Source organism: Streptomyces albospinus, from assembly GCF_014648695.1.
Taxonomy (GTDB): domain Bacteria; phylum Actinomycetota; class Actinomycetes; order Streptomycetales; family Streptomycetaceae; genus Streptomyces; species Streptomyces albospinus.
On record NZ_BMRP01000030.1, the window covers coordinates 34,564 to 57,246 of the forward strand.

Consider the following 22,683-nt stretch of genomic DNA (forward strand, 5'->3'; position numbering starts at 1 on the left):
TTTTTCGGCGCCAACACTACGCGCGTAGCGCGGAGTTGGCGCGATATCTTCACCTCTCCGCTCCTTCGTACCACTCCCTGTCCCCCGAGGAGAGTGCGCCATCAAAGCGTCCAGCAGCCCCCAGGCAGACAGCGCCCCCGCCGCGGCACCGGCGGTGGAACTCCGCGGGATCACCAAGCGGTTCCCGGGAGTCGTCGCCAACCACGACATCGACATCACCATCCACCGCGCCACCGTGCACGCGCTGGTCGGCGAGAACGGCGCAGGCAAGTCCACGCTGATGAAGATCCTCTACGGCATGCAGAAGCCGGACGAGGGCACCATCAGCATCGACGGCGAAAAGGTCAGCTTCCACAGCCCGGCCGACGCCATCGCCCGCAACATCGGCATGGTGCACCAGCACTTCATGCTCGCCGACAACCTCACCGTCCTGGAGAACATCGTTCTCGGCGGTGAGAAGCTGCACGGCATCGGTGCCAGGGCCCGCGCCGAGATCATCAGGATCTCCGACCGCTACGGCCTCGGGGTCCGTCCCGACGTCCTCGTCGAGGACCTCGGCGTCGCCGACCGCCAGCGCGTGGAGATCCTCAAGGTCCTCTACCGCGGTGCTCGTACCCTCATCCTCGACGAGCCGACCGCGGTCCTGGTCCCGCAGGAGGTCGATGCGCTCTTCGACAACCTGCGGGAGCTCAAGGCCGAGGGCCTGGCCGTCATCTTCATCTCGCACAAGCTGGGCGAGGTGCTCTCGGTCGCCGACGACATCACGGTCATCCGGCGCGGCACCACAGTCGCCTCCGTCGTCCCCGGCGAGACCACTCCCAAGCAGCTCGCCGAGCTGATGGTCGGTAGCGAACTGCCCTCGCCGCAGACCGGCGAGTCCACCGTCACGGACGTGGAGATGCTGAAGGTCGAAGGGCTGCGGCTGAGCACCGCCGACGCGGAGGGGGTGGCGCGCACCGTCCTGGACGATGTGTCGCTGACCATCCACAAGGGCGAGGTCCTGGGCATCGCGGGTGTGGAGGGCAACGGCCAGGCCGAACTGGTCGAGGCCATCATGGGCATGCGCGACCCCGACGGCGGCACCATCACGCTGGACGGCGTCGACATCAGCCATCTGCCCACCCGCACCCGGCGCGAGGACGGCATCGGCTACATCCCCGAGGACCGCCACCGGCACGGCCTGCTGCTGGAGGCCCCCCTGTGGGAGAACCGCATCCTGGGCCATGTCACCGAAAAGCCCAACGCCAAGGGCAGGCTGCTCGACCTGAAGGCCGCCCGTGCCGACACCGAGCGAATAGTCGCCGAGTACGACGTCCGTACCCCCGGCATCGAGGTCACCGCGGCCTCGCTCTCCGGCGGCAACCAGCAGAAGCTGATCGTCGGCCGGGAGATGAGCCACCACCCCAAGCTGCTGATCGCCGCGCACCCCACCCGGGGCGTGGACGTCGGCGCCCAGGCACAGATCTGGGACCAGATCCGCGCCGCCCGCCACGAAGGTCTCGCCGTGCTGCTGATCTCGGCCGACCTGGACGAGCTGATCGGCCTGTCCGACAGCCTGCGGGTGATGTACCGCGGCCGACTCGTCGCGGACGCGGACCCCGCCACCATCACCCCGGAGGAGCTGGGCTCGGCCATGACCGGTGCCGCCAGCGGCCATCTCACCGATTCCGACGGCGGCACCGCCGCCGACCCGGAGCCGCGCCCGTCCCAGGAGGGAGAGTCCGAGTGAAGAAGCCCGACAAGAACAAGCTGATCCTGGGCATCGCCGCGCCGGTTCTGGCGATCATCGCCGCACTGGCCATCACCTCGGTGATCATCCTGGTCACCGGCAAGGACCCGATCCACGCCTACATGGTGATGGCCGACTTCGGCTCCAAGAGCGACAGCCAGGTCTGGATCATCAACAAGGCGGTCCCGTACTACCTGTCCGCGCTGGCCGTCGCCATCGGCTTCCGGATGAACCTCTTCAACATCGGCGTCGACGGCCAGTACCGCATCGCGGCGTTCTTCGCCGCGGTGGTCGGCGGTGCGCTCACGCTCCCCGGCTTCCTCCAGATCCCGCTGATCATCATCGTCGCGATGCTGGTCGGCTCGGTCTGGGCGGGCATCGCGGGTCTGCTGAAGACCACCCGCGGTGTCAGCGAGGTGATCACCACGATCATGCTGAACGCCATCGCGGCGGCCGTCATCGGCTACTTCCTCCAGGACGGCCGGCTCGCGGTCAAGGACGGCAACCTCTTCCACACGCCGAACCTCCCGGCCTCCAGCCACTTCTTCACCCTCCCCACCACGCCCGCCCCCATCGACGGCTTCGTCGTCGTCGCCGTCGTCGTCGGCTGCGTGTACTGGTTCGTGCTCAACCGCACCCGCTTCGGCTTCGACCTCCGTACGGTCGGCCAGTCCGAGTCCGCGGCCGAGGCCAGCGGCGTCAGCGTCAAGCGGATGATCGTCACCTCCATGCTGCTGTCCGGCGCCGCCGCGGGTCTGATCGGCATGCCGACACTGCTCGGAACCTCGTACAACTACGGCACCGACTTCCCCATCGGCATCGGCTTCACCGGCATCGCCATCGCGCTGCTGGGCCGCAACCACCCGGTCGGGATGGCCGCCGCAGCGCTGCTGTGGGGCTTCCTCGAACGCACCGGCACCCAGCTCGAATTCGAGAACTACCAGCAGGAGATCGTCGGCGTGATGCAGGGCGTCATCGTGCTCTGTGTCGTCATCGCCTACGAACTCGTGCGGCGATACGGCCTCAGACTCCAGCAGCGGCAGGTCGGCGCGGAACTCGCCGCCCAGGCCCGTAAGACCGAGAAGGCGGAGGTGTCCGCGTGAGCACGAACCTCACGGCTCCGGTCGACCAGAGCCCCACCCACCAGCCCAAGCCCAAGGCCTCCCGGGCCAAACTCAGCTACCCCCAGGTCCTGCTGATCATCGCGGGCGCCCTGGTCCTGCTGTCCCTGCTGCGGGTCGTCACCGGCGCCACCAACCTGACCGAGTCCGGCCAGTACACCGCCGCGCTCAACGCCGCGGTGCCGATCGGCCTGGCCGGTCTCGGCGGCCTGTGGGCCGAGCGCTCCGGCGTCATCAACATCGGCCTCGAAGGCATGATGATGCTCGGCACCTTCTCCGCGGGCGCGGTCGGCTGGCAGCACGGCCCCTGGGCCGCGGCGCTGGCCGGCATCGTCGGTGGCGCGCTCGGCGGACTGCTGCACGCGGTCGTCACCGTCACCTTCGGCGTCGACCACATCATCTCCGGCGTCGCCATCAACATCATGGCGCTCGGCCTGACCCAGTTCCTCGCCAAGCTGCTGTTCGGCGCGGACGGCAGCGCGGCGGCGACCGCCGGCGGCAACGACAAGCAGTCGCCACCGATGCACGACATGCCGACGTTCACCGTCCCGGGACTCTCCGGCTGGCTCCAATCCATCGAGCATCACCACTGGTTCCTGGTCTCCGACGTCGCCGGCATCCTCGGTTCCCTGGTCACCAACGTCTCCTGGCTGACCCTGCTGACCGTCGGCCTCTTCGTGCTCAGCTTCTTCGTCCTGTGGCGTTCCGCCTTCGGTCTGCGGCTGCGCTCCTGCGGCGAGGGTCCGATCGCGGCCGAGTCGCTGGGCGTCAACGTCTACCGCTACAAGTACGCGGCGGTGACCGTCTCCGGCGCGCTGGCCGGCCTCGGCGGCGCGTTCCTCGCGATCTACGTGCACATCTACCAGGACGGCCAGACCGGTGGCCGCGGCTATATCGGCCTCGCCACCATGATCTTCGGCAACTGGCGGCCGGGCGGCGTCGCCATGGGCGCCGGCCTGTTCGGCTTCATGGACGCGCTCCAGCTGCGCGGCGGCGGCCCCACCGTCCACGCGCTGCTGCTTCTGCTCGCCGTTCTGCTGGTCGGCCTGGCGCTGTGGAAGCTGCGCGGCGGGCAGCGTGTCCAGGCCGTGATCAGCCTGGTCGCCGCCGCGCTGCTCGGCGTCTGGTACGCCACCACCGATACGGTGCCGCTGGAGATCGTCGGCGTCGCGCCGTACATCGCCACGCTGCTGGTGCTTTCGTTGGCCGCACAGCGACTGCGGGTACCGAAGGCCATCGGCAAGATCTACAGAAGAGGTCAAGGCAAGTGATCACACCTCCCGACTGGGAGTCACTGCGGACGCAGGCCCGGGACGCGATGTCCCGGGCCTACGCCCCGTATTCCGGCTATCCCGTCGGCGCCGCCGCCCTCGTGGACGACGGCCGCACGGTCACCGGCTGCAACGTCGAGAACGCCTCGTACGGCCTCGGGCTGTGCGCCGAGTGCGGGCTGATCTCCGCGCTGTTCGCCGGCGGCGGGGGCCGGCTGACCGCCTTCACCTGCGTCGACGGCGCCGGCGAGCTGCTGGTCCCGTGCGGGCGCTGCCGCCAGCTGCTCTACGAGCACGGCGGCCCGGAGCTGCTGGTCGACACCGCGCTCGGCATCCGCCCGCTGGCCGAGCTGCTGCCCGACGCGTTCGGCCCCGGCCACCTGGCCCGGTAGCCACCCCCGGTATCCCCCCGGCGCCGTTGTTCCCGTCCCTTCTGGCCGCCGCCGGCTCTATGCGTGTAGAACGGGAGCTACCCGTTCGAAAGGAAGCCCCATGGACGTCATCAGCGTCATCCGTACCAAGCGCGACCGCGGAGAGCTGACCCCCGATCAGATCGACTGGGTGATCGACGCCTACACCCGTGGCGAGGTCGCCCACGAGCAGATGTCGTCCCTGGCGATGGCCATCTTCCTCAACGGCATGAACCGTACGGAGATCGCCCGCTGGACCGCCGCCATGATCGCCTCCGGCGAGCGGATGGACTTCTCGTCCCTGCCCCGCCCCACCGCCGACAAGCACTCCACCGGCGGCGTCGGCGACAAGATCACCCTCCCGCTCGCGCCGCTGGTCGCCGCCTGCGGCGCCGCCGTCCCGCAGCTCTCCGGCCGTGGCCTCGGTCACACCGGCGGCACCCTCGACAAGCTGGAGTCCATCCCCGGCTGGCGCGCGCAGCTGAGCAACGACGAGATGCTGGCCGTCCTCCGCGACGTCGGCTCGGTCATCTGCGCCGCGGGCGACGGGCTGGCCCCCGCCGACAAGAAGCTCTACGCCCTCCGCGACGTCACCGGCACCGTCGAGTCCATTCCGCTCATCGCCTCCTCGATCATGTCCAAGAAGATCGCCGAGGGCACCGGCTCGCTCGTCCTGGACGTCAAGGTCGGCTCCGGCGCGTTCATGAAGAACATCGACGACGCCCGGGAACTCGCCTCCACCATGGTCGGGTTGGGCAGCGACCACGGCGTGAAGACGGTCGCCCTGCTCACCGACATGGCCACCCCGCTCGGCCTCACCGCGGGCAACGCCCTCGAAGTCCGCGAATCCGTCGAGGTATTGGACGGCGGCGGCCCGCAGGACGTCATCGACCTCACCCTCGCCCTCGCCCGCGAGATGCTGGACGCGGCCGGCCTGAAGGACGCCGACCCGGCCAAGGCGCTCGCCGACGGCTCCGCCATGGACCACTGGCGCCGCATGATCACCGCCCAGGGCGGCGACCCGGACGCGGCCCTCCCGGTCGCCCGCGAGACCCACATCGTGACCGCCCCCTCCACCGGTGTGCTCCAGACCCTCGACGCGTACGCGGTCGGCCTCGCCGCCTGGCGCCTGGGCGCCGGCCGGGCCCGCAAGGAGGACCCGGTGCAGGCCGGCGCGGGCATCGAGCTGCACGCCAAGCCGGGAGACGCGGTGACGGCCGGCCAGCCGCTGCTCACCCTCCACACCGACACCCCGGAGAAGTTCGACTACGCGCTCGCGGCGCTGGAGGGCGGGGTGGAGATCGGGGCGGCGGACGCGGGCTTCACGGCCTCGCCGGTGGTGCTGGAGCGGATCGGCTGACCCAGGCGTTCTCGCCCGACGTCAGGCGCGGAACTCCCCGTTCCTGACCGCGGAGACGAACGAGGCCCACCCCGCCGCCGAAACGACGACCACGTCCCCGTCCGGAACCTTGCTGTCCCGGACGGGGACGACGCCGTGGGCTTCTATGTGGGCGGGGGAGAATTCGAGGCACTGTCCGCCGTCGCCGCCGCTGTAGGACGACTTGATCCACTCGACGTCCGAAAGATCGAAGCCAGTGCTCATGATCGGTACCCCTTCAGCACGGTCTTGATGAGAACTCGTGATTGCGCGGGAGACAACGCGTTCGCCCTCAACCGATCGTAGCTGTCGAGGTGCAACGTGATGGTGTCGGCGGAGTCATACAGCTTGCCGCCCTGCGGACCATCGGCATACAGCACGGTGGGGGAGCCATCGAAGGTCAGCATGGTGAACGGCCTTGTATGCGCCCCCGGTGCTCCTGCTGAGAACGGCATGATCTGGAGGTCGACGTGTGGTGACGTCATAGCCGTCATCAGGTACTCCAACTGTTCGGCCATAACTGCTCTGTCGCCTACGACCGTTCGTAGGCACGCCTCGTGCAGGATGACCCATAGCGGCGGCGGTTTGTCACGCTCGAAGACTTCGCGACGACGCAGACGGGCTGCGACCCTGCCGTCGATCAGATCCGCGCTTTCCCGTGGGTGCGACGAGCTGAAAATGGCCCGTGCGTAAGCGTCTGTCTGGAGGATGCCCATGACGAGGCTCGCGGAGTAGTCCAGTATCGACAACGTCGAGGAGGCCCAGCTCCGCCTCGCCGCCGAACTCGTCGAGGAGGCCCGGCGCGTGCTCGACGCCCGTAGCTGGACGTCCGGTGAAATCCACCTGCTGGCCGTCGAGTTGACCGATTCGCTGGCCGACGTCCACCGCGTCGCGGAGAGCCGGGGCGCCCGCCTGCCCGCGGACGCCCGTCCCGCGGCCATCGTCGGATGACGCCCGTGGTGTACGTTCCGGCCGGTCGGGCCGTGAGGCCGTGCCCGTTCCCGTGCGCCGTCTGCCGGCGCGCGGGCCGCCGGACCGAAGCGCACGAGGAGACCCCCGTGACCGAACTCACCGCCGACCATTACCCGGTGGAGGACCGTGACCTGACCATTGACACGTCGCCGTTCGGGCGGGACTGACCGGCAGCCGGTACGACGAAGGGCCCACCCCGCCAGGACAGGTGGCGGGACGGGCCCTTCGGCTCGCGGGGCCCGGAGGGCCGGGTAGGGCAGGCGGTTACGCGGCCCTCGCCAGGCTCAGCAGCCGCCGCTCGGCCGCCGCCTTACGCGTGGCGTACAGGGTGATCGACGCCGCACCGACCATCGCGGCCAGCCCCAGAAGGACCGTGCCCTGCCAGCCGGCGGCGCGGAAGGCGACCGCGCCGAGGGCGCCGCCCAGGCTGCTGCCGATGTAGTACGCGCACTGGTAGAGCGCGGACGCCTGGGCGCGCGCGGTCTTGGCGGTGCGGCTGACCGAGGACGAGGCGACCGCGTGGCCCGCGAAGAAGCCGGCGGTGATCAGCACCAGGCCCGCGAGCACCGCGGCGACCGAGGCGGCCAGGGTGAGCAGCAGACCGGTGGAGGTGGTGCCGACGGCCAGGTACAGGGCGCCGCGGCGGCCCATCCGGCCGACCAGCTTGCCGGCCGCGGCCGAGGAGACCGTACCGACCAGGTAGACGATGAAGATCGAGCCGACGATGCCCTGCGGCAGGTTGAACGGCTCGGCGACCAGGCGGTAGCCGATCACCGTGTAGACCGCGCCGAAGACCGTCATGAACAGGGCGCCGATGCCGTAGAGGCGGCGCAGCAGCGGGTCGGAGAGGTGGCCGCCCAGCGTACGGGCCAGCGTCCGCGGGCCCACCGAACGCGCCGCGAAATGCCGGGCCTTGGGCACCAGCAGCCGGAAGGCCACCGCGCACACCACGGCCAGCACGCCCACCGCGCCGAGCGCGGCCCGCCAGCCCCAGGCCTGCGCGACCCAGCCGGTCACGATCCGCCCGGACATCCCGCCGATGCTGTTGCCGGCCACGAACAGGCCGATCGCCCCCACCAGCGCCTTGGCGCGGACCTCCTCCGCCAGGAACGCCATCGCCGACGCGGGCAGCCCGGCCAGCGCGACGCCCTGGACGGCGCGCAGCGCGATCAGTACGCCGAGCGTCGGCGCGAACGGGACCAGCAGCGCGATCAGCGCGGCGACCGAGAGCGAGGCCGTCATCAGCGCGCGGCGGCCGAAGCGCTCGGAGACCGCGCTCAGCGGGATCACGCCCAGCGCCAGCCCGAAAGTGGCCGCCGAGACGGTCCAACTGGCCTGGTCGGGGGAGACGTTGAGGTCGCCGGAAATGGCGGGCAGCAGCGCCTGGGTGGAGTAGAGGAGGGCGAAGGTGGCCACTCCGGCGGCGAAGAGGGCGAAGCTCATCCGGCGGTAGCCGGGGCCGCCCGGCCGCAGCTTGTCCGACTCGGGGTCGGGCGCGGCGGCGGTGGAAGAGGTGTCTGTGGACGACTGGGGAGAGGCGACCGCACGGTCGGTGACGGACGCCCCGGTATCAGCGGGAGGCATACCCCGAACGTAGGCCCCCCTACTTCATGCGTCCAATGCATAAAAACGCCATAATCGATGCTGTGACACATGATCCCAGTTCACCACCGCCTCTGTTGCAAGGTCGCAACAGAAAACACATTCCGGAACGCCCCCGCGGCGCCCCGCGCGAAGGCCCGGAGCCCGCGGAGCTGGGCCCCGGATCCTGGGCGCCGGCCCTCGCTCCGCGGCTCGCCCAGTTCGCCGCCGTCGCCCGGCACGAGCACGTCACCCGCGCCGCCCACGAACTCGGCATGCCGCAGCCCACCCTCAGCCGCGCCCTGGTGCGGCTGGAGGACGACCTCGGCGTCGCCCTCTTCGCCCGGCACGGCCGCACGCTCTCCCTCACCCCGGCCGGCCGCGGCTTCCTCGCCGCCGTCGAGCGCGCCCTCACCGACCTGGAGCGGGCCACCGACTCCGTCCGCGCCGACGCCGACCCGGCCGCCGGGAAGGTCGCCTTCGGCTTTCTGCACACGCTCGGCCCGGAGACCGTCCCCGGCCTGATCCGCAGCTTCCGCGCCGACCACCCGGGCGTCCGCTTCCAACTCGTCCAGAACTACGGCGAGGCGATGATCGAACGGCTGCGGGCCGGCGACCTCGACCTCTGCCTGACCTCCCCGGTGCCCGACTACCCCGACCTGGTCGCCCGCCGGCTCGACGAGCAGAAGCTCCGCCTCGTCGTCCCGGACGACCACCCGCTGGCCGCCCGCAAGCGCATCCGCCTCGCGGAGGCCGCCGGCGAGCTCTTCGTCACCCTCGAACCGGGCTACGGCCTGCGCCGGATCACCGACGCACTGTGCGCCGAGGCCGGCTTCACCCCGCGCGTCGCCTTCGAGGGCGAGGAGGCCGAAACCCTCCGCGGCCTGGTCGCGGCCGGCCTGGGCGTGGCCCTGCTGCCCCCGCCCGCCGTCCCCCGCCCCGGTGTCGCCGAACTGACCGTGACCGCCCCGCGGGCGGTCCGGGAGATCGGCGTGGCATGGCTGGACGGCCATCCGGACACCCCGCCGGTGGCCGCGTTCAAGAAGTTCCTGCTGAGCCGGCGGGGGGTGTTGCTCTCATGAGGCGGCGAGCGGCCCGGGCCCAGCGGGCGGCGGCCTGCTCGACGGCGTCCACGGTGGGGACGGGAGCCACCGGCTCCCAATAGGGCCGCGCCGCGGTGTACTTGGCGGCGAGCTCGCCGGCGAGGGACCGACGGACCTCGGGGGTGGTCGCGGCCGCGATCCGGCGGGCCCAGCGCACGGTGTCCACCACCGCCGACTTCATCCGCTCGTAGCCGAGGTAGAACCCGAGGCCGTTCAGCCAGCCGGGCCGGCATTCGGCCGGGGCGGCGCGCTCCCACAGGGCCCGCACCCGGGCGTCTTCGCCCGGCAGGTAGGACATCTTGTGCAGGTGGTCCGCCAGGTCGTAGACCGGGTCGCCCCACAGCGCCAGCTCCCAGTCGAGGAAGACCGTCCGCCGGTCGTCGGTGATCATGTTGCCGCGGTGCAGGTCGGCGTGGAGCAGCCGGAACGGGCGGGCGCGCAGTGCACCGGCCCGCCTCTCCAGCAGGCCGCAGGGATCGTCGGGGACGCCCAGTTCCGCGTAGAGCCGCAGGGTCGGCGGGTCGCCGGCGGCGCGGATGGTGCGGACGAGCGCCAGCAGCGCGGCGGCGAAGCCGGCGGTGTCGCCGTCCCCGGGCCAGCCGGCCGGCGTGGCGGGGAGCTTGCCGGACGGCACCCGCAGCAGCTGCCCGAACAGCTCGCCGATGTCGTCCAGTACCCGGCCCGGCAGCGCCGTCCCCACCGGGCACACCTCGTCCAAGGACCGGCCCGCGATGAACTCGTGGATCTGGAAGGGCGGTTCCGCCTGTGCGTGGAGCAGCTGCGGCGCTGCGCCGACGTACGGGCGGATCGCCTCCAGCAGCTGTGGCTCCGACCACACCGTCAGGTCCATCGACTCCGCCCCGGGGGTCGGAATGCGGACCATCACCGGGCCGTCGCCGGATCCCACCCGCACGTTGCGGTTGTAGTAGCCGGCGTGTCCGTCGTCCCGCCGGCGGGCCTCCTCGTACAGCGTCATCGCGTCCATGCGCCTGTCCACCGCCCCTTCATGGGCTCCTGTGCGTCGGTCCCCTGCGCAGTCCGGCGCGGATGTCCTCGGTCGTGACGTCCGAGACCACTCCCCAGTCCCGACGGGCGGCATTCACCTTCTTGGCCAGACGTGACACAAGAAACGCGCCGAATGCGGGATCCGTACCGGGCGCGGCCAGCTGCTTGGAGTAACGGACGGTGTCCACCACCGCCGACTTCAGGCGCTCGTGGCGCAGGTACGCCGCCACGTCGCGCCGCCAGCCGGCGGTGCACCCGGCCGGCATCGCGCGCAGCCAGCGGGCCACCAGCGCCTCCCGTTGGTCCTCGGGATAGTCCATCTTGTGCAGGTGGATGGCGAGTTCGTAGACCGGGTCGCCCCACAGGGCCAGCTCCCAGTCGAGGAACCACGTCGCCCCGCCGGACACGATCATGTTCTTCCGGTGCAGATCGGCGTGGAGCACCGAGAATGGGCGAGATGTCAGCGCGGCCCACCGCTCCTCGGTGCCCGCCAGCGGATCGGCCGGGAAGCCGAAGTAGGCGAACACCTCGCCGTACTCCGCCAGATGGTCCGCGTGGATCCGCCGGGTCAGCGCGGACAGCCGTCGCCCGAAGCCCGTCGAGTCGCCCGCGACGGGCCACTCGCCCGGCAGCGACGGCAGCTTCTCGGCCGGGATCGCCGACAGCTGCGCCAGCAGCCGCACCACATCGTCCAGGACATGGCCGGGGACGGCGCTGCCGCGCGGCGAGAAGCCGTCGAGCAGCCGCCCGTCGATGAAGCTCTGCACCTGGAAGCGTGGCCGCTGCGAGACGTGGCGCAGCTCCGGCGCGTGGTCCACGTACGGGCGGACGGCGGCCAGCACCTCCTCCTCCCGCCACAGCCGGACGTCCATCACGTCGGCGCCCGGCAGCGGGATCCGCACGTTGACCCGGCCCTCGGGCGTGTCCAGCCCTGTGTTGCGGTTGTAGTACCCGGCCGCGGTCTCGGTGGTCGCCAGCGCCACCGCGTACAGCTCCTGGTGGTTCATGCGCCCGCCCCCAAGAACAGCGACAGCATCGCGTCGGTCCGGCGCTCCAGGGCGTCCAGCGGGAGCAGCAGGTGGAGGCCGGCCCGGGCGCGGGTGGCGGCTGCCGCGAGCTCCGGGTCGTCCGCGCCGAGCCGCAGCGCCGCCCGCTGGATGGCGAGCACCAGCGACGGATAGACGTCGCACGCCTCGAACTCGGCGACCGCCCGGCGCAGTAGCGCCAGACACTCCCCGCGGTGCCCCTGTCGCAGCAGCAGGAACGCCCGGTACATGTCGGCACGGGCCCGGCCGGACCGGTAGCCGGCCCGGTCGAGGGCGGCGTAGGCGCTGAGGAAGGACGAGGCGGCCCGCTCGTAGGCGCCGAGCCGGGTCTGTGCCATGGCCATCGCGGTGTACGCCTTGCCGATCTCGTGCTGGGCGCCCAGCTCCCGCTGGACCTCCAGGGCCGCCGCGGCCTCCGCGACGGCGCCCTCCGGGTCCGTGAAGGCCAGCAGTTCGGCGCGGTTGGTCCGGATGTTCGCCGAGCCGAACGGGTCGGCGGTGTGCCGGTACTCCTCCTCGGCCTCCGTGAGCAGTTCGCCGGCCGCGTCGAAATCGAGCAGGAAGCGGTGGCCTAGGTGGAGCAGCCGGGTGACGTCCGCCCGGATACCGCGGTGTTCCGTCCCGCACATCTCGTATACGGAGACGGCCAGGTCGAACGCGGCCGCGAAGTCACCCTGCCACATCCTGATGTCGGCCAGGCAGAAGCCCGCGGAGATCCGCACCGGACCTGACTGCTCGTCCCAGACCTGCTGGAAGATCCGGGCCGCGGTGCGGCTCTCGCCTGCGATCCGCCGGGCGTTGGCGGCGGCGAGCGCGAGCCGGGCCGAGACCGCGGTACCGGCCTCCCGCTCCACCTCCGGCGCCAGGTCGATCACCGCCCGGGCGTTGCCCAGGGCGAGCAGTGACTCCGCCTCCAGGCAGTCCGCGGCCTCCCGCAGCGAACCGTCCGCATCGGGCCGGGCGGCCAGGTAGTCCCGCAGGTCCCGCACGATCCCGTCCACTGCCTGGCGCCCGCCCATCGCCATCCCGCGGTCGGCGCAGGCGTGGATCTGTTCGGCGGTGATCTCCTCGGCGTGCAGACCGTGGTAGACCGCCTCCCGCAGTGGCGCCGAACGGGACACCCCACCCCTCTCCGGCAGACCCCCCGAGCGGTCCACGGCCTCTTCCCAGTACGCCCGCAGCCGGGCGTGCACGGCCCGCCGAACGGCGGGGGAGAGGTGGGACTGGAGGGCGGCGACCATGAGCTGGTGCAGCCGGTACCGGCCCTGGGCCAGGGGATAGGCGAAGGAGTACGCGGTCAGCGACTCCCAGGTCAGCAGATGCGCGGGGAGATTGAAGGCCCGTCCCAAAGCCCGGAACGCCTCGAAGTCGAAGGTGCGCGCCACGCTGAGCAGTTCCAGGATCCGGACCTCGTCGGGCGGGACGTGCTGGAGGAACCGCTGGACGATGTGCTCGGAGGTGATCGTCGTCTCCAGCCGGGCCGGGTTCTGGTGGTACGTGTCGATGGCCAGGTGGAGGTAGAACGGCACCCCGGCGCTGGCCTCCGCGATCGACCGCTGCCGGCCACCCTCGGCGATGCCCGCGGCGGACAGCAGATCGAGCCGGGCCGCCATCGGCAGCCCTTCCACGGACACCTGGCGGATCACCGCAGCCCAGTCCTTGTCGTACGCCGCCCACTGGAGCGGCTCCCGGCTCGCCACCACGGTCAGCCCGCCCTGTAACTGGCCGAGCAGGTCCCGCAGCCAGGCGTCCGCGCCGAAACTCTTCCCGCCGGGGAGCGGCGCGGGGACGAGCGCCTCGTATGCGTCCACGAACAGCACGAACGGCCGCTCGCGACTGGCCTCGCGCAGTTCCTCGGCGAGCAGGTAGGAGACCGCGTATCCCAGTTCCGCGTTGGAGAGGTTGTCGAGGTCCCGGAGCGTCGGGTCGTTCTTGATGCGCTGCTTGCGCTGCCGGCTGGTCAGGACCCGGTCGGTGAGCCGTACCAGCCCGGCCGCGGTGCCGAAGACCGGGAACCCCATGGCGTCGTCGAGGATCTTCGAGAGCACGTCGCTCTCCTCCGCGAACGGCGTGCTGGACCGGTCCATCCGCAGCTGCGGATGGACGCGTTGCCACAGCACGGCGTAGGCGATGTCGAAGCGGTCGAACTTCACCCCCTGCGCACCGAAGTCGGTGCGCAGCACGGCGAGCGCGTCCTCCTGCTGCCGCAGCGCGGGGATCTGGAGGTCGAGGTGGGCGGTGCGGTACGCCTCCCCGGTGCGGTTGCGGAGCTCCTGCAACAGGCGGGACTTTCCGATGCCGCCGACGCCCACGATGTTGAGAAGGTGCGGACCGTCGGACGGCGGCAGCCGGAACAGTGCCTCGTCATAGGCGGACAGCGCGTTCTCCCGGTCGAAGAACTGGCGCTGCAGCGCGGACACACGCCGGTATCGCGGCCCAATGGGCATACCGAATCCCCCCGTTGCTCTCGGCTCCCAGGGAGGCTACCCCCGACGCAACCACCCCGCACCGGAGTTGCCCTGCTGGCTCAGTACCGCAGCGACCGCCCGAACCCCGACGCCAGCGGCATCCGCAGTCCCAGGGGCGGGGGCGCGGCCAGGGCGTCCTTCACCGGCCGGGCGAAGTTCCGGGTGAACAGCGAGCCGAGCATGAAGTCCGCGGCCAGCGCCCAGACTTCGGAGCGGTGCTGATGCAGCGTGTGGCCGTCGGAGTGCACCTCGAAGCGGCAGGTGTCGCGGTTGACCTTCTTGGCCCGCTCGGCGTAGCGGTAGGAGATTTCGGGGTCGACCCGCTCGTCGTTGGTGCCGTGCACCAGGAGCACCTGCCGGCCGATGAGCTGCTTGACCGGGTCGGGCTCGCCGTCGTCCCGGCGCGGGTCGGGCAGCCAAGGGGCTATCGCCAGGACGGAGTTGACGGCCGGGTGGCCGGCGGCGTGCAGTGCGGCGCGGGCGCCCATGCCCGTACCGACCAGGGCCACCGGAACGTCGCCGTAGCGCCGCACCACCTCCTCCAGTGCCCAGGAGGCGTCCCGTGCCGGATGCGCGGCGGCGCCGTTCCAGCCGCGGCAGCGGTAGTGCACCACGTGGGCGGTCAGCCCCTCGGGTCGACCGGCCTTCGCCAGCCGGGCCGCCAGCGGGCGCACCGCGAGCGCGGGCACCGGCGACGGCCGCCCCAGCCCGGTCGGCCCGCCCCCGGGCAATAAGAGAGCGACACCGCTCACCGCCTTGTCCGTCCCTGCCGGTCCCAGTGGTTTTCCCAGCCGGGCCTCGCGCACCGGTAGCGCTTGCTGAGCCATGACGAGAACGATGGCAGAAGGCGGCGCGCTGTCCACCCTGTGGATGGGTCACTGTTACGTATCGTTCGGCGAGCTCTACGCGCGTAGGGGCTAGAGTGCGGAAATGACGAGCGAGACCAGTAACCTGCCGACCGCCGAACAGATCCGCCGCGCCCCCAAAGTGCTGCTCCACGACCACCTCGACGGCGGGCTGCGCCCCGGTACCGTCGTCGACCTGGCCCGCGAGAACGGATACGCCGGACTCCCCGAAACCGACCCGGAGAAGCTCGGGATCTGGTTCCGCGAGGCCGCCGACTCCGGCTCGCTGGAGCGCTATCTGGAGACCTTCGCGCACACCTGCGCCGTCATGCAGACCCGCGAGGGGCTGACCCGGGTCGCCGCCGAGTGCGCCGAGGACCTGGCCGCCGACGGCGTCGTCTACGCCGAGGTGCGCTACGCCCCCGAACAGCACCTGGAGCAGGGCCTCAGCCTCGAAGAGGTCGTCGAGGCCGTCAACGACGGCTTCCGGGAGGGCGAGCGGCGCGCCCGCGAGAACGGCCACCGCATCCGCGTCGGCGCCCTGCTCACCGCCATGCGGCACGCCGCCCGCGCCCTGGAGATCGCCGAACTCGCCAACCGCTTCCGCGACTCGGGCGTCGTCGGCTTCGACATCGCGGGCGCCGAGGCCGGCTACCCGCCCACCCGCCACCTCGACGCCTTCGAATACCTCAAGCGGGAGAACAACCACTTCACCATCCACGCCGGTGAGGCCTTCGGCCTGCCCTCCATCTGGCAGGCGCTCCAGTGGTGCGGCGCCGACCGCCTCGGCCACGGCGTCCGCATCATCGACGACATCGAGGTCGGCGAGGACGGCTCCGTCGCCCTCGGCCGGCTCGCCTCGTACGTCCGCGACAAGCGCATCCCGCTGGAGATGTGCCCCACCTCCAACCTCCAGACCGGCGCCGCCACCTCCTACGCGGAGCACCCCATCGGCCTGCTGCGCCGGCTCCAGTTCCGCCTCACGGTCAACACCGACAACCGCCTGATGAGCGGCACCAGCATGTCGCGGGAATTCGAGCACCTGGTGAGGACATTCCGCTACACCCTCGACGACATGCAGTGGTTCACGGTCAATGCCATGAAGTCTTCCTTCATTCCTTTCGATGAACGTCTGGCCATGATCAATGACGTCATCAAGCCCGGATACGCGGAACTCCGGTCCGAGTGGCTGTTCCGCCAGAGCGCCACAACTCCCCTCACCAACAGGGGATCTGACGCTGGGTGAGTGATGCGGAAAAAAGCTGTAGCGCAACGGCCGGTGAATTGTCCACCGGCCGTTTTTTCCGTGGTGGTGGCTGTTTGCGGCGACGGTGGCGGAATCACTAGGTTTCTTAGCCGGTCAAGCCCCCATCACGAGGACGTAATTCGATGAAGCAGACTGTCAAGACTCTTGGTGCCGTCGCGCTCGGCGCCGTCTTCGCCGCCACCGCCGCGGGCGTCGCCTCCGCCGCCCCGGTCGGCAACTCGATCGACACCAACGGGGTGCTGCACAGCCTGCCGGTCAAGGACGCCACCAAGACCATCGCCGGGGCCTCCGGCCACATCAAGAAGGACGGCAACGGCCCCATCAAGGCTCACCTGAACCCTCAGGGCAACCAGATCGCGGGTCTGCCCGTCGCCCTCCCCGTGAACCCCTGAGCAGCCGACCGGCCTGCTCGCCGTCCCCTAGGGGACGACCCCGCCGTGCCCCGTTCCGTACGTCGTGTCCCGTATGGAACGGGGCACGGTCATGTCCCGGGGGAGCCCCGGGTCACCACGCCGCGGCACCGGTCGCCTGCTCCTCCGAGGGGAGGAGCACCCAGAGCGCCAGATAGACCAGGAACTGCGGGCCGGGCAGCAGGCAGGAGAGCAGGAAGATCACCCGCATCGTGGCCGGGCGGATGCCGAAGCGGCGGGCGAGGCCGGCGCAGACGCCGGCGATCATGCGGTTGTCGGTGGGGCGGACCAGTGCGGCGGGCATGGGGCTGCTCCTTCTCGGCGTCCTACGGGACGGCTTTCTCGGCTTTCTCGGCCTTCTCGGCTTTCTCGGCCTCGGCGGATTCGGAGCGATCGCCCCGATGCCTCAAAGGTAGGTTCGGCCGCCGGAGAAGACGTCAGCCTGCGGGGCCAGACCGACCCTGGAGATCTTCGGGGTCGCACCCCTGGGATGCTCGTACCGGCGGCGGAGCCGGGACCGGGCCCCGGGGACGACGGCGAGGTGGGCCAGTGCCACCCCCAGGGTGCTCAGCAGCGCGGTGTCGATGTCCGGGACCTGCCCCGGCACCCCGGATTGGAGCACCTCGATGGTGAGCGCGATCATCGCCCCGGCGAAGACCGTACGGGCCAGCGAGCCCAGCGGGGAAACGTTCAACCGGCCGCCCGCCAGCGGCAGCAGCACCCCCAGCGGCGCCAGCAGCAGCACCGAACCGCCCAGGTGCCACACCGCCTGCCACGTGCCGCGCGCCAGCTCGGCGTGGATCGACGCCAGCGGCTCCAGATTCGGCGCCGGCACCCACGGCACCGTACGAGGACGCAGCATCAGCCAGCAGACGATCAGCAGGTGCACCACGAGGAGGAGAATTCCGGTGGCGCGCAAACGGGGGGCGACGGTGCCGCCAGGGCCATGACGCTGCACACAGGCCAGGACGCCGGCAGCGGGGGCCGCGGTTCCGCCCGCTTGCGCCCGGCTCGGGCGGATGCGCGGCCCGGCCGCGCACGAGCCCCGCGCACCCGCGGCGGCCCCTCGGAGCGGTGCCGCTCAGCTCTGTTCGGAGAGCGGATCGCCCCAGCCCGTCCGCTGCGCGATGTCCGGATTGGTCAGGACGTCCGCCGAGCAGTCGTAGCGGTGCGGCGCCCCCGCCCCCGGGCCGCCCAGCAGCGCCGCATGCGTCCGGCCCAGCGCGCTGCTCGCCCCGTACGTGCACACCAGCTGCGCCAGCGCGAACGACGGCAGGTCGTCCGGCTGGACCGACAGCCGCAGCGCCTCCTCCGGATCGCCGGACCGCGGCCCGTCGACCCGCAGCTCCCTCGGCAGCACCGTGCTGAACCCGGCCCTGACCTCCCCCGGCAGCGGCTGCTTCTGCAACTCCGCCAGCAGCGTCCGGGCGGACAGCAGCCGGACCTCCGCCGCCGTGGTCCCCTTGGGCAGCGACACCATCCGCTCCACCTGGGCCAGCGCCGAACCGCACACCAGGTAGACCGAGACCTGCACCGTGGCGGACGCGCCCGGCCCCGGCTCGGCGGGCGGGGCCTTGCAGCTCACCCGCGACGGTGCGCCGCCCGCGTCGACCGGCACGGACGTCCCGCGGATCCCGCAGCCCGCCGCGGCCAGGGCCAGAGCCGCGACCGCCGCGGTGCGCCGCCACGTCCCGGGCCGGATGCAGACCGTCATCGCTCGCCCCCCGTGCCCTCGCCGCCACCGCCGGACGTCCCGCCGTCCGCCCGCTCCGCGCCGTCGGCCAGCCGGGAGGCGTCCATCGGCAGCCACAGGGTGAACACCGCGCCGCCCTCGGGGTGGTTGGCCGCGGTGATCTCCCCGCCGTGGATGTGCGCGTTCTCCAGCGCGATCGACAGGCCCAGACCGCTGCCCTCGGACCGCGGCCGGGACGCGCTGGCCTTGTAGAAGCGGTCGAAGACATGCGGCAGGACCTCATCCGGGATGCCCGGACCGTGGTCCCGCACCCGGATCACCAGCCGCCCGCCCTCGTCCGCCGGGCCTTCGGGCAGCTCGGTGCGCTCCCCGGCCTCCGTGCGCTCCGCTGCCTCCGGACGTTCCGCCGGCTCGGTGTGCACCGACACCCGCACCGGCGAGCCGCCGTGCTTGAGGGCGTTGCCGATCAGATTCGCCAGGATCACATCCAGCCGCCGCGGGTCCAGACGGGACACGATGCCGCGGTCGGCGTCCAGATCCACCGCGTCCAGCCAGGCCCGCGCGTCGATACAGGCGGTCACCTGGTCGGCGACATCGACATCGTCGAGCACCAGCCGGGCCGTCCCCGCGTCGAAGCGGGTGACCTCCATCAGGTTCTCGACGAGATCGTTCAGCCGCCGGGTCTCGCTGACCACCAGCTGCACGGCCGGCGCGATCATCGGGTCGAGGGAGTCCGCCTCCTCCTCCAGCACCTCGCTGACCGCGGTGATCGCGGTCAGCGGGGTGCGCAGCTCGTGCGACATGTCCGCGACGAACCGGCGGGACGCCGCCTCCCGCGCGCTCAGCTCCTCGACGCGCTGCTCCAGCCGCTCCGCCGTGCGGTTGAACGTCCGCGACAGATCCGCCAGTTCGTCCGTGCCGGTCACCCGCAGCCGGGTGTCCAGCCGCCCCTCGCCCAGCTGCCGCGCCGCGTACCCCAGCCGCTGCACGGGCCGCAGCACGGTCGTCGCGGCGGCCTGCGCCAGCAGCGCCGAGCCGACCAGCGCCAGCGCCGTCGCGATCCCCAGGGACCAGGCCAGCGAGGTGAGGTCCTGCCGCTCGGTGGCCAGCGACTTCAGCATGTAGCCGGTCGGCCCGCCGCCGATCACCTTCGCCCCGGCGATGAGATACGGGACGTCCCCGACCTCCTTGCGCTGCCAGTACAGGTGGTGCGCGAAGTGGTTGGACTCGTCGACCGGGCGCACCTGGTCGACCGCGTTGCGCAGCGACTGCGGGACGCTCTTGAGCGTCAGCAGGTCCTTGTTGGTGGTGGCCGCGCACTCCTTGCCCGCGCGGTCCAACCCGATCAGCAGCACCGTGTAGTTCTGCGGACCGGCCGCCATCTGCCGTGCGGCGTCCTGGAGTTCGGAGCACCGCGGGCGCAGCGGCAGCGACCGCGTGCTGTCCTCCAGCGACTTGCGGAAATCCTTGAGGACGGCGTTCTGCGTACGGTCCAGCACGGTGTTGCGGTTGAGCCAGTACGCGATCCCGGACGCCGAGACCGCCGCCGTCAGCGCGACCAGCGCGAACACCACGACCAGCCGCAGCCGCAGGCTCGTCCAGCGCAGCAGTCCGGCGGCCCGGCGCAGCAGCCGGGTGGGCCGCCGACCGGAACCGGCCGCGGTGGATTCCCGGCCGGCGGTGTCCCGTGCGTCCGAAGCCCCGCCGTCCGCCGGCGTGCCCGATGTCCCGTCGTCTCCCGGGGAGCGTGGTGTCACTGCGGGGTGTCCAGCCGGTAGCCGACACCGCGGACCGTGCGGATCAGCGTCGGCGAGGACGGCACGTCCTCCACCTTCGCGCGCAGCCGCTGCACACAGGCGTCCACCAGCCGCGAATCCCCGAGGTAGTCGTGCTCCCACACCAGCCGCAGCAGCTGCTGCCGGGACAGCGCCTGACCGGGCCGGCGGCTGAGCTCCAGCAGCAACCGCAGCTCGGTCGGCGTCAGTTGCAGATCCTCGCCGTTCTTGGTGACGGTCATCGCCGAGCGGTCGATCACCAGCGAACCGAACGTCGCCGAATCGCTGGACTCGCGCTCACCGCGCCGCAGTACGGCCCTGATCCGGGCGTCCAGCACCCGCCCCTGCACCGGCTTGACGACATAGTCGTCCGCACCGGACTCCAGGCCCACCACCACGTCGATGTCGTCGTTGCGCGCGGTGAGCAGGATGATGGGCAGCTGGTCCGTACGCCGGATCCGGCGGCACACCTCGAAACCGTCGATGCCCGGCAGCATCACATCCAGCACGATCAGGTCCGGCCGCTGCTCGCGCAGCAGTTTCAGGCCGTCCTCGCCCGTCGCCGCGGTCACCACACGGTGACCCTGGCGCGACAGCGAGAGTTCGAGGGCCGTGCGGATGGCGTCGTCGTCCTCGATCAGCAACAGGAAAGGCACGCAGCCATTCTGGCCCATGGCACGGCGGGAGATCGACCGGTGCCGCCCTGCCACACCGGACCCGCCCGGATGACGGACCGCGCCGCACCGTCACCGGCCCTGTGACACGTCTGTGACAGTCGGCGGACACCCCGATGAAACTGGCTTGGCAGTCTTTTGGGCATCCGGAAGAGATCAACACCCGCAACGGGCGAGATCAGCGCCGGGGACACACCGAACGAACTGGCTCGACCGACGGGGGGCGCGAGATGAACACACTGCACGGCACCACTTCCAGCGCAGTTATCACGCGGCTCCACGACGTCGTGCGGGCCGGCGAGAAGTCCGGTGCCGTGGGCGGGCGGGGGTGCGCTCGCGGCACCGGGCGTCAACGGCCGCCGTACATGGTGGCCATTGACGCGACGGTGGTGCACAACAGGCCCAACGGGGGAAACGGGGGCCAGGAGAGCGCCGACGGGGGAACGGAGTACAGGGAGACGGGGGACCGGCGCACCGCGGCGGAAGTGGCCGAGGCCGAAGCGGCCTTCACCGCCTACGTCCAGGAACGCCGCGCCTCCCTGTACGCCACCGCCTACCACCTGACCGGTGACCGCTACGAGGCCGAGGACCTGCTCCAGAGCGCGCTGTTCTCGACCTACCGGGCCTGGGACCGGATCAGCGACAAGGCGGCGCTCGGCGGCTATCTTCGGCGCACCATGACCAACCTGCACATCAGCGCCTGGCGCCGGCGCAAGCTCAACGAGTACCCGACCGAGGAACTGCCCGAGACCGCCGGCGACGTGGACGCGATGCGCGGCACCGAGCTGCGCGCCGTCCTGTGGCAGGCGCTGGCCCGGCTGCCGGAGGCGCAGCGCACCATGCTGGTGCTGCGCTACTACGAAGGCCGCACGGACCCGGAGATCGCGGACATCCTCAACATCAGTGTCGGCACGGTCAAGTCCAGCATCTGGCGCTCCCTGCGCCGGCTGCGCGAGGACGAGGTCCTCAGCTTCGGCCGTGACGAGGAGGAGTCCTTCGGCGAACTGGTCGCCTGAGGACGGGGGGGGAACGCCCGAGGGGGCGGAGAAACCCGAGGGGGATCCGGGGGGAGAGCCCGAGGGGGACACGGGGGAAGCAGGGGGGATACGGGGGAAACGAGCGGGTTCGGGCGGCCGGGGGGTCTGTCCGAGCCCGCTCTCCCGTTTCCGGGGCCGACCGCCGACCACGCCGCCCGCCAACCGCCGTACGGCTCAGGACCGTACGGCCGTCCCGACCAGGTCTGCGGAGTGCGCCGCCGCTATCCGTTCCAGCGCCTCCGTGCCGGCGCAGGCGTACGCGCCCAGCGAGGTGTGCCGGGCCACGATCGTCCGCTCGCTGCGCAGCAGCCGCAGCCCGCGGCGCACCAGATACGGCGCCGGCTTGCGGCCCTCGCGCAGATCCCGCAGCAGCCGCCGGCGGAAGGTCGTCGTGGGGCGCCCGCGCAGGCACAGCGCGTCGGCCAGCACGCCCGCAGCCCGGCAGCCTTCGATGACGTCGGCGGCGAAGATGCCCTCGGCGATGAACAGCGGAGCCCCGTCGAGCGTCAGTGCCGACGAGCCCACCCGGGCGCTGACCGAGATGTCGTACACCGGAACCGCGGTCCGTCCCGTGCGGCACAGCGCCTCGATGGCGGCGACCGCGGCGCCCGCGTCCCAGGAGAGCGGTGAGTCCCAGTCGGCGCCGCCGCCGTCCGGCAGCTGCGGCAGCGTCGGGTCCGTGCCCTCCTTGTAGAAGTCGTCGAGGTTCAGCACGGGCAGGCCGGTCCGCGCGGCCAGGGAGGTCTTCCCGGAGCCGGACGGACCGGTCAGCAGCACGACATGGGCAACGGGGGGCCGGGCGGGCGAGTGGGAGGTCACGGGTACTCATTGTCGGGCATTGCGCCGTGGGGGGTACCCCTGGCGCGCGAGGTGGAACGGCCGGCACCCGGTCAACTAC

At 71.5% G+C, this 22,683-nt stretch carries 23 protein-coding genes; 10 read left to right on the forward strand and 13 right to left on the reverse strand.

The annotated features are described in order from the left end of the window. Positions 1-100 precede the first annotated feature (100 nt). From IEZ17_RS30140 to IEZ17_RS30160, 5 genes are all read left to right on the forward strand, one after another. Positions 101-1,729: an ABC transporter ATP-binding protein gene (locus tag IEZ17_RS30140; protein WP_373299998.1), complete on the forward strand. Its 1,629-nt coding sequence runs from the start codon at positions 101-103 to the stop codon at positions 1,727-1,729. After that, entirely contained in the window at positions 1,726-2,832 is a 1,107-nt protein-coding gene (locus IEZ17_RS30145; RefSeq protein ID WP_189305652.1) for an ABC transporter permease, read from the forward strand. Before IEZ17_RS30140 ends, IEZ17_RS30145 begins: the two co-directional genes overlap by 4 nt. Further along, the gene (locus IEZ17_RS30150) at positions 2,829-4,121 is read left to right on the forward strand and encodes an ABC transporter permease (protein WP_189305654.1); all 1,293 of its coding nucleotides are present in this window, start codon (positions 2,829-2,831) and stop codon (positions 4,119-4,121) included. The genes IEZ17_RS30145 and IEZ17_RS30150 overlap by 4 nt, the downstream gene beginning before the upstream one ends. Further along, positions 4,118-4,513 carry a cytidine deaminase gene (locus IEZ17_RS30155; protein ID WP_189305656.1) on the forward strand — a complete coding sequence of 132 codons (396 nt, stop codon included), beginning with the start codon at positions 4,118-4,120 and terminating at the stop codon, positions 4,511-4,513. Before IEZ17_RS30150 ends, IEZ17_RS30155 begins: the two co-directional genes overlap by 4 nt. A 100-nt stretch (positions 4,514-4,613) precedes the next feature. Further along, positions 4,614-5,891 carry a thymidine phosphorylase gene (locus tag IEZ17_RS30160; protein WP_189305658.1) on the forward strand — a complete coding sequence of 426 codons (1,278 nt, stop codon included), beginning with the start codon at positions 4,614-4,616 and terminating at the stop codon, positions 5,889-5,891. Between the two features lie 21 nt (positions 5,892-5,912). Here IEZ17_RS30160 and IEZ17_RS30165 read toward each other — a convergent pair whose 3' ends face one another. Continuing rightward, entirely contained in the window at positions 5,913-6,134 is a 222-nt protein-coding gene (locus IEZ17_RS30165; protein ID WP_189305660.1) for a DUF397 domain-containing protein, read from the reverse strand. After that, entirely contained in the window at positions 6,131-6,625 is a 495-nt protein-coding gene (locus IEZ17_RS30170; protein WP_229852799.1) for a DUF5753 domain-containing protein, read from the reverse strand. The genes IEZ17_RS30165 and IEZ17_RS30170 overlap by 4 nt, the downstream gene beginning before the upstream one ends. 88 nt (positions 6,626-6,713) lie before the next feature. On the opposite strand from IEZ17_RS30170, the gene IEZ17_RS30175 reads away from it, so the two are divergent. Continuing rightward, positions 6,714-6,860 (forward strand): hypothetical protein, encoded by a 147-nt coding sequence (locus IEZ17_RS30175; protein ID WP_189305662.1) that lies wholly within the window; start codon positions 6,714-6,716, stop codon positions 6,858-6,860. A 285-nt stretch (positions 6,861-7,145) separates the two neighbouring features. On the opposite strand, the gene IEZ17_RS30180 is transcribed toward IEZ17_RS30175, so the two are convergent. Beyond that, positions 7,146-8,465 carry an MFS transporter gene (locus tag IEZ17_RS30180; RefSeq protein ID WP_189305664.1) on the reverse strand — a complete coding sequence of 440 codons (1,320 nt, stop codon included), beginning with the start codon at positions 8,463-8,465 and terminating at the stop codon, positions 7,146-7,148. 35 nt (positions 8,466-8,500) lie between these two features. Here IEZ17_RS30180 and IEZ17_RS30185 point away from each other — a divergent pair, with 35 nt between their 5' ends. Next, positions 8,501-9,544, forward strand: coding sequence for a LysR family transcriptional regulator (locus tag IEZ17_RS30185; RefSeq protein WP_373299988.1), 1,044 nt, complete (start codon positions 8,501-8,503; stop codon positions 9,542-9,544). Here the strand turns inward: IEZ17_RS30185 and IEZ17_RS30190 are convergent. The 4 genes from IEZ17_RS30190 to IEZ17_RS30205 form a co-directional block, all read right to left on the reverse strand. Beyond that, on the reverse strand, positions 9,501-10,562 hold the full coding sequence (locus IEZ17_RS30190; RefSeq protein WP_189305666.1) for an aminoglycoside phosphotransferase family protein: 1,062 nt from the start codon (positions 10,560-10,562) through the stop codon (positions 9,501-9,503). The two genes, IEZ17_RS30185 and IEZ17_RS30190, sit on opposite strands and share 44 nt — an antisense overlap. 7 nt (positions 10,563-10,569) lie before the next feature. Beyond that, positions 10,570-11,577: a phosphotransferase family protein gene (locus IEZ17_RS30195; protein ID WP_189305668.1), complete on the reverse strand. Its 1,008-nt coding sequence runs from the start codon at positions 11,575-11,577 to the stop codon at positions 10,570-10,572. Further along, complete coding sequence (locus tag IEZ17_RS30200; RefSeq protein ID WP_189305670.1) at positions 11,574-14,036, reverse strand: AAA family ATPase; 2,463 nt, start codon at positions 14,034-14,036, stop codon at positions 11,574-11,576. Before IEZ17_RS30200 ends, IEZ17_RS30195 begins: the two co-directional genes overlap by 4 nt. A gap of 107 nt (positions 14,037-14,143) precedes the next feature. Further along, a complete protein-coding gene (locus IEZ17_RS30205; RefSeq protein WP_189305672.1) occupies positions 14,144-14,911 on the reverse strand; it encodes an alpha/beta hydrolase in 768 nt (255 codons plus the stop codon). Positions 14,912-15,014: 103 nt separating this feature from the next. Here IEZ17_RS30205 and IEZ17_RS30210 point away from each other — a divergent pair, with 103 nt between their 5' ends. Next, on the forward strand, positions 15,015-16,175 hold the full coding sequence (locus IEZ17_RS30210; RefSeq protein ID WP_189305673.1) for an adenosine deaminase: 1,161 nt from the start codon (positions 15,015-15,017) through the stop codon (positions 16,173-16,175). A gap of 143 nt (positions 16,176-16,318) precedes the next feature. Beyond that, positions 16,319-16,588 (forward strand): hypothetical protein, encoded by a 270-nt coding sequence (locus IEZ17_RS30215; RefSeq protein ID WP_189305675.1) that lies wholly within the window; start codon positions 16,319-16,321, stop codon positions 16,586-16,588. A 112-nt stretch (positions 16,589-16,700) separates the two neighbouring features. Here IEZ17_RS30215 and IEZ17_RS30220 read toward each other — a convergent pair whose 3' ends face one another. From IEZ17_RS30220 to afsQ1, 5 genes are all read right to left on the reverse strand, one after another. After that, positions 16,701-16,910 (reverse strand): PspC domain-containing protein, encoded by a 210-nt coding sequence (locus tag IEZ17_RS30220; RefSeq protein WP_189305677.1) that lies wholly within the window; start codon positions 16,908-16,910, stop codon positions 16,701-16,703. Between the two features lie 102 nt (positions 16,911-17,012). Next, positions 17,013-17,525, reverse strand: coding sequence for a VanZ family protein (locus tag IEZ17_RS30225; protein ID WP_268249860.1), 513 nt, complete (start codon positions 17,523-17,525; stop codon positions 17,013-17,015). Between the two features lie 162 nt (positions 17,526-17,687). Continuing rightward, positions 17,688-18,320, reverse strand: coding sequence for a hypothetical protein (locus IEZ17_RS30230; RefSeq protein ID WP_189305681.1), 633 nt, complete (start codon positions 18,318-18,320; stop codon positions 17,688-17,690). Continuing rightward, positions 18,317-20,056 (reverse strand): ATP-binding protein, encoded by a 1,740-nt coding sequence (locus IEZ17_RS30235; protein WP_373299992.1) that lies wholly within the window; start codon positions 20,054-20,056, stop codon positions 18,317-18,319. Before IEZ17_RS30235 ends, IEZ17_RS30230 begins: the two co-directional genes overlap by 4 nt. Next, positions 20,053-20,730 (reverse strand): two-component system response regulator AfsQ1, encoded by a 678-nt coding sequence (gene afsQ1 / locus IEZ17_RS30240; protein WP_131124765.1) that lies wholly within the window; start codon positions 20,728-20,730, stop codon positions 20,053-20,055. Before afsQ1 ends, IEZ17_RS30235 begins: the two co-directional genes overlap by 4 nt. Before the next feature lie 248 nt (positions 20,731-20,978). Here afsQ1 and IEZ17_RS30245 point away from each other — a divergent pair, with 248 nt between their 5' ends. Beyond that, a complete protein-coding gene (locus IEZ17_RS30245; protein WP_189305683.1) occupies positions 20,979-21,764 on the forward strand; it encodes a SigE family RNA polymerase sigma factor in 786 nt (261 codons plus the stop codon). A 195-nt stretch (positions 21,765-21,959) separates the two neighbouring features. Here the strand turns inward: IEZ17_RS30245 and IEZ17_RS30250 are convergent, their stop codons facing one another. After that, complete coding sequence (locus IEZ17_RS30250) at positions 21,960-22,604, reverse strand: nucleoside/nucleotide kinase family protein (protein ID WP_189305685.1); 645 nt, start codon at positions 22,602-22,604, stop codon at positions 21,960-21,962. Positions 22,605-22,683: the final 79 nt, after the last annotated feature.

Coding starts and splice junctions, on each gene's coding strand:
- IEZ17_RS30210 (WP_189305673.1), top strand. CDS start 15,015: ATGACGAGCGAGACCAGTAACCTGCCGACCGCCGAACAGATCCGCCGC.
- IEZ17_RS30230 (WP_189305681.1), bottom strand. CDS start 18,320: ATGACGGTCTGCATCCGGCCCGGGACGTGGCGGCGCACCGCGGCGGTC.
- IEZ17_RS30215 (WP_189305675.1), top strand. CDS start 16,319: ATGAAGCAGACTGTCAAGACTCTTGGTGCCGTCGCGCTCGGCGCCGTC.
- IEZ17_RS30185 (WP_373299988.1), top strand. CDS start 8,501: ATGCATAAAAACGCCATAATCGATGCTGTGACACATGATCCCAGTTCA.
- IEZ17_RS30195 (WP_189305668.1), bottom strand. CDS start 11,577: ATGAACCACCAGGAGCTGTACGCGGTGGCGCTGGCGACCACCGAGACC.
- IEZ17_RS30160 (WP_189305658.1), top strand. CDS start 4,614: ATGGACGTCATCAGCGTCATCCGTACCAAGCGCGACCGCGGAGAGCTG.
- IEZ17_RS30220 (WP_189305677.1), bottom strand. CDS start 16,910: ATGCCCGCCGCACTGGTCCGCCCCACCGACAACCGCATGATCGCCGGC.
- IEZ17_RS30205 (WP_189305672.1), bottom strand. CDS start 14,911: ATGGCTCAGCAAGCGCTACCGGTGCGCGAGGCCCGGCTGGGAAAACCA.
- IEZ17_RS30170 (WP_229852799.1), bottom strand. CDS start 6,625: ATGGGCATCCTCCAGACAGACGCTTACGCACGGGCCATTTTCAGCTCG.
- IEZ17_RS30245 (WP_189305683.1), top strand. CDS start 20,979: ATGAACACACTGCACGGCACCACTTCCAGCGCAGTTATCACGCGGCTC.
- IEZ17_RS30165 (WP_189305660.1), bottom strand. CDS start 6,134: ATGAGCACTGGCTTCGATCTTTCGGACGTCGAGTGGATCAAGTCGTCC.
- IEZ17_RS30180 (WP_189305664.1), bottom strand. CDS start 8,465: ATGCCTCCCGCTGATACCGGGGCGTCCGTCACCGACCGTGCGGTCGCC.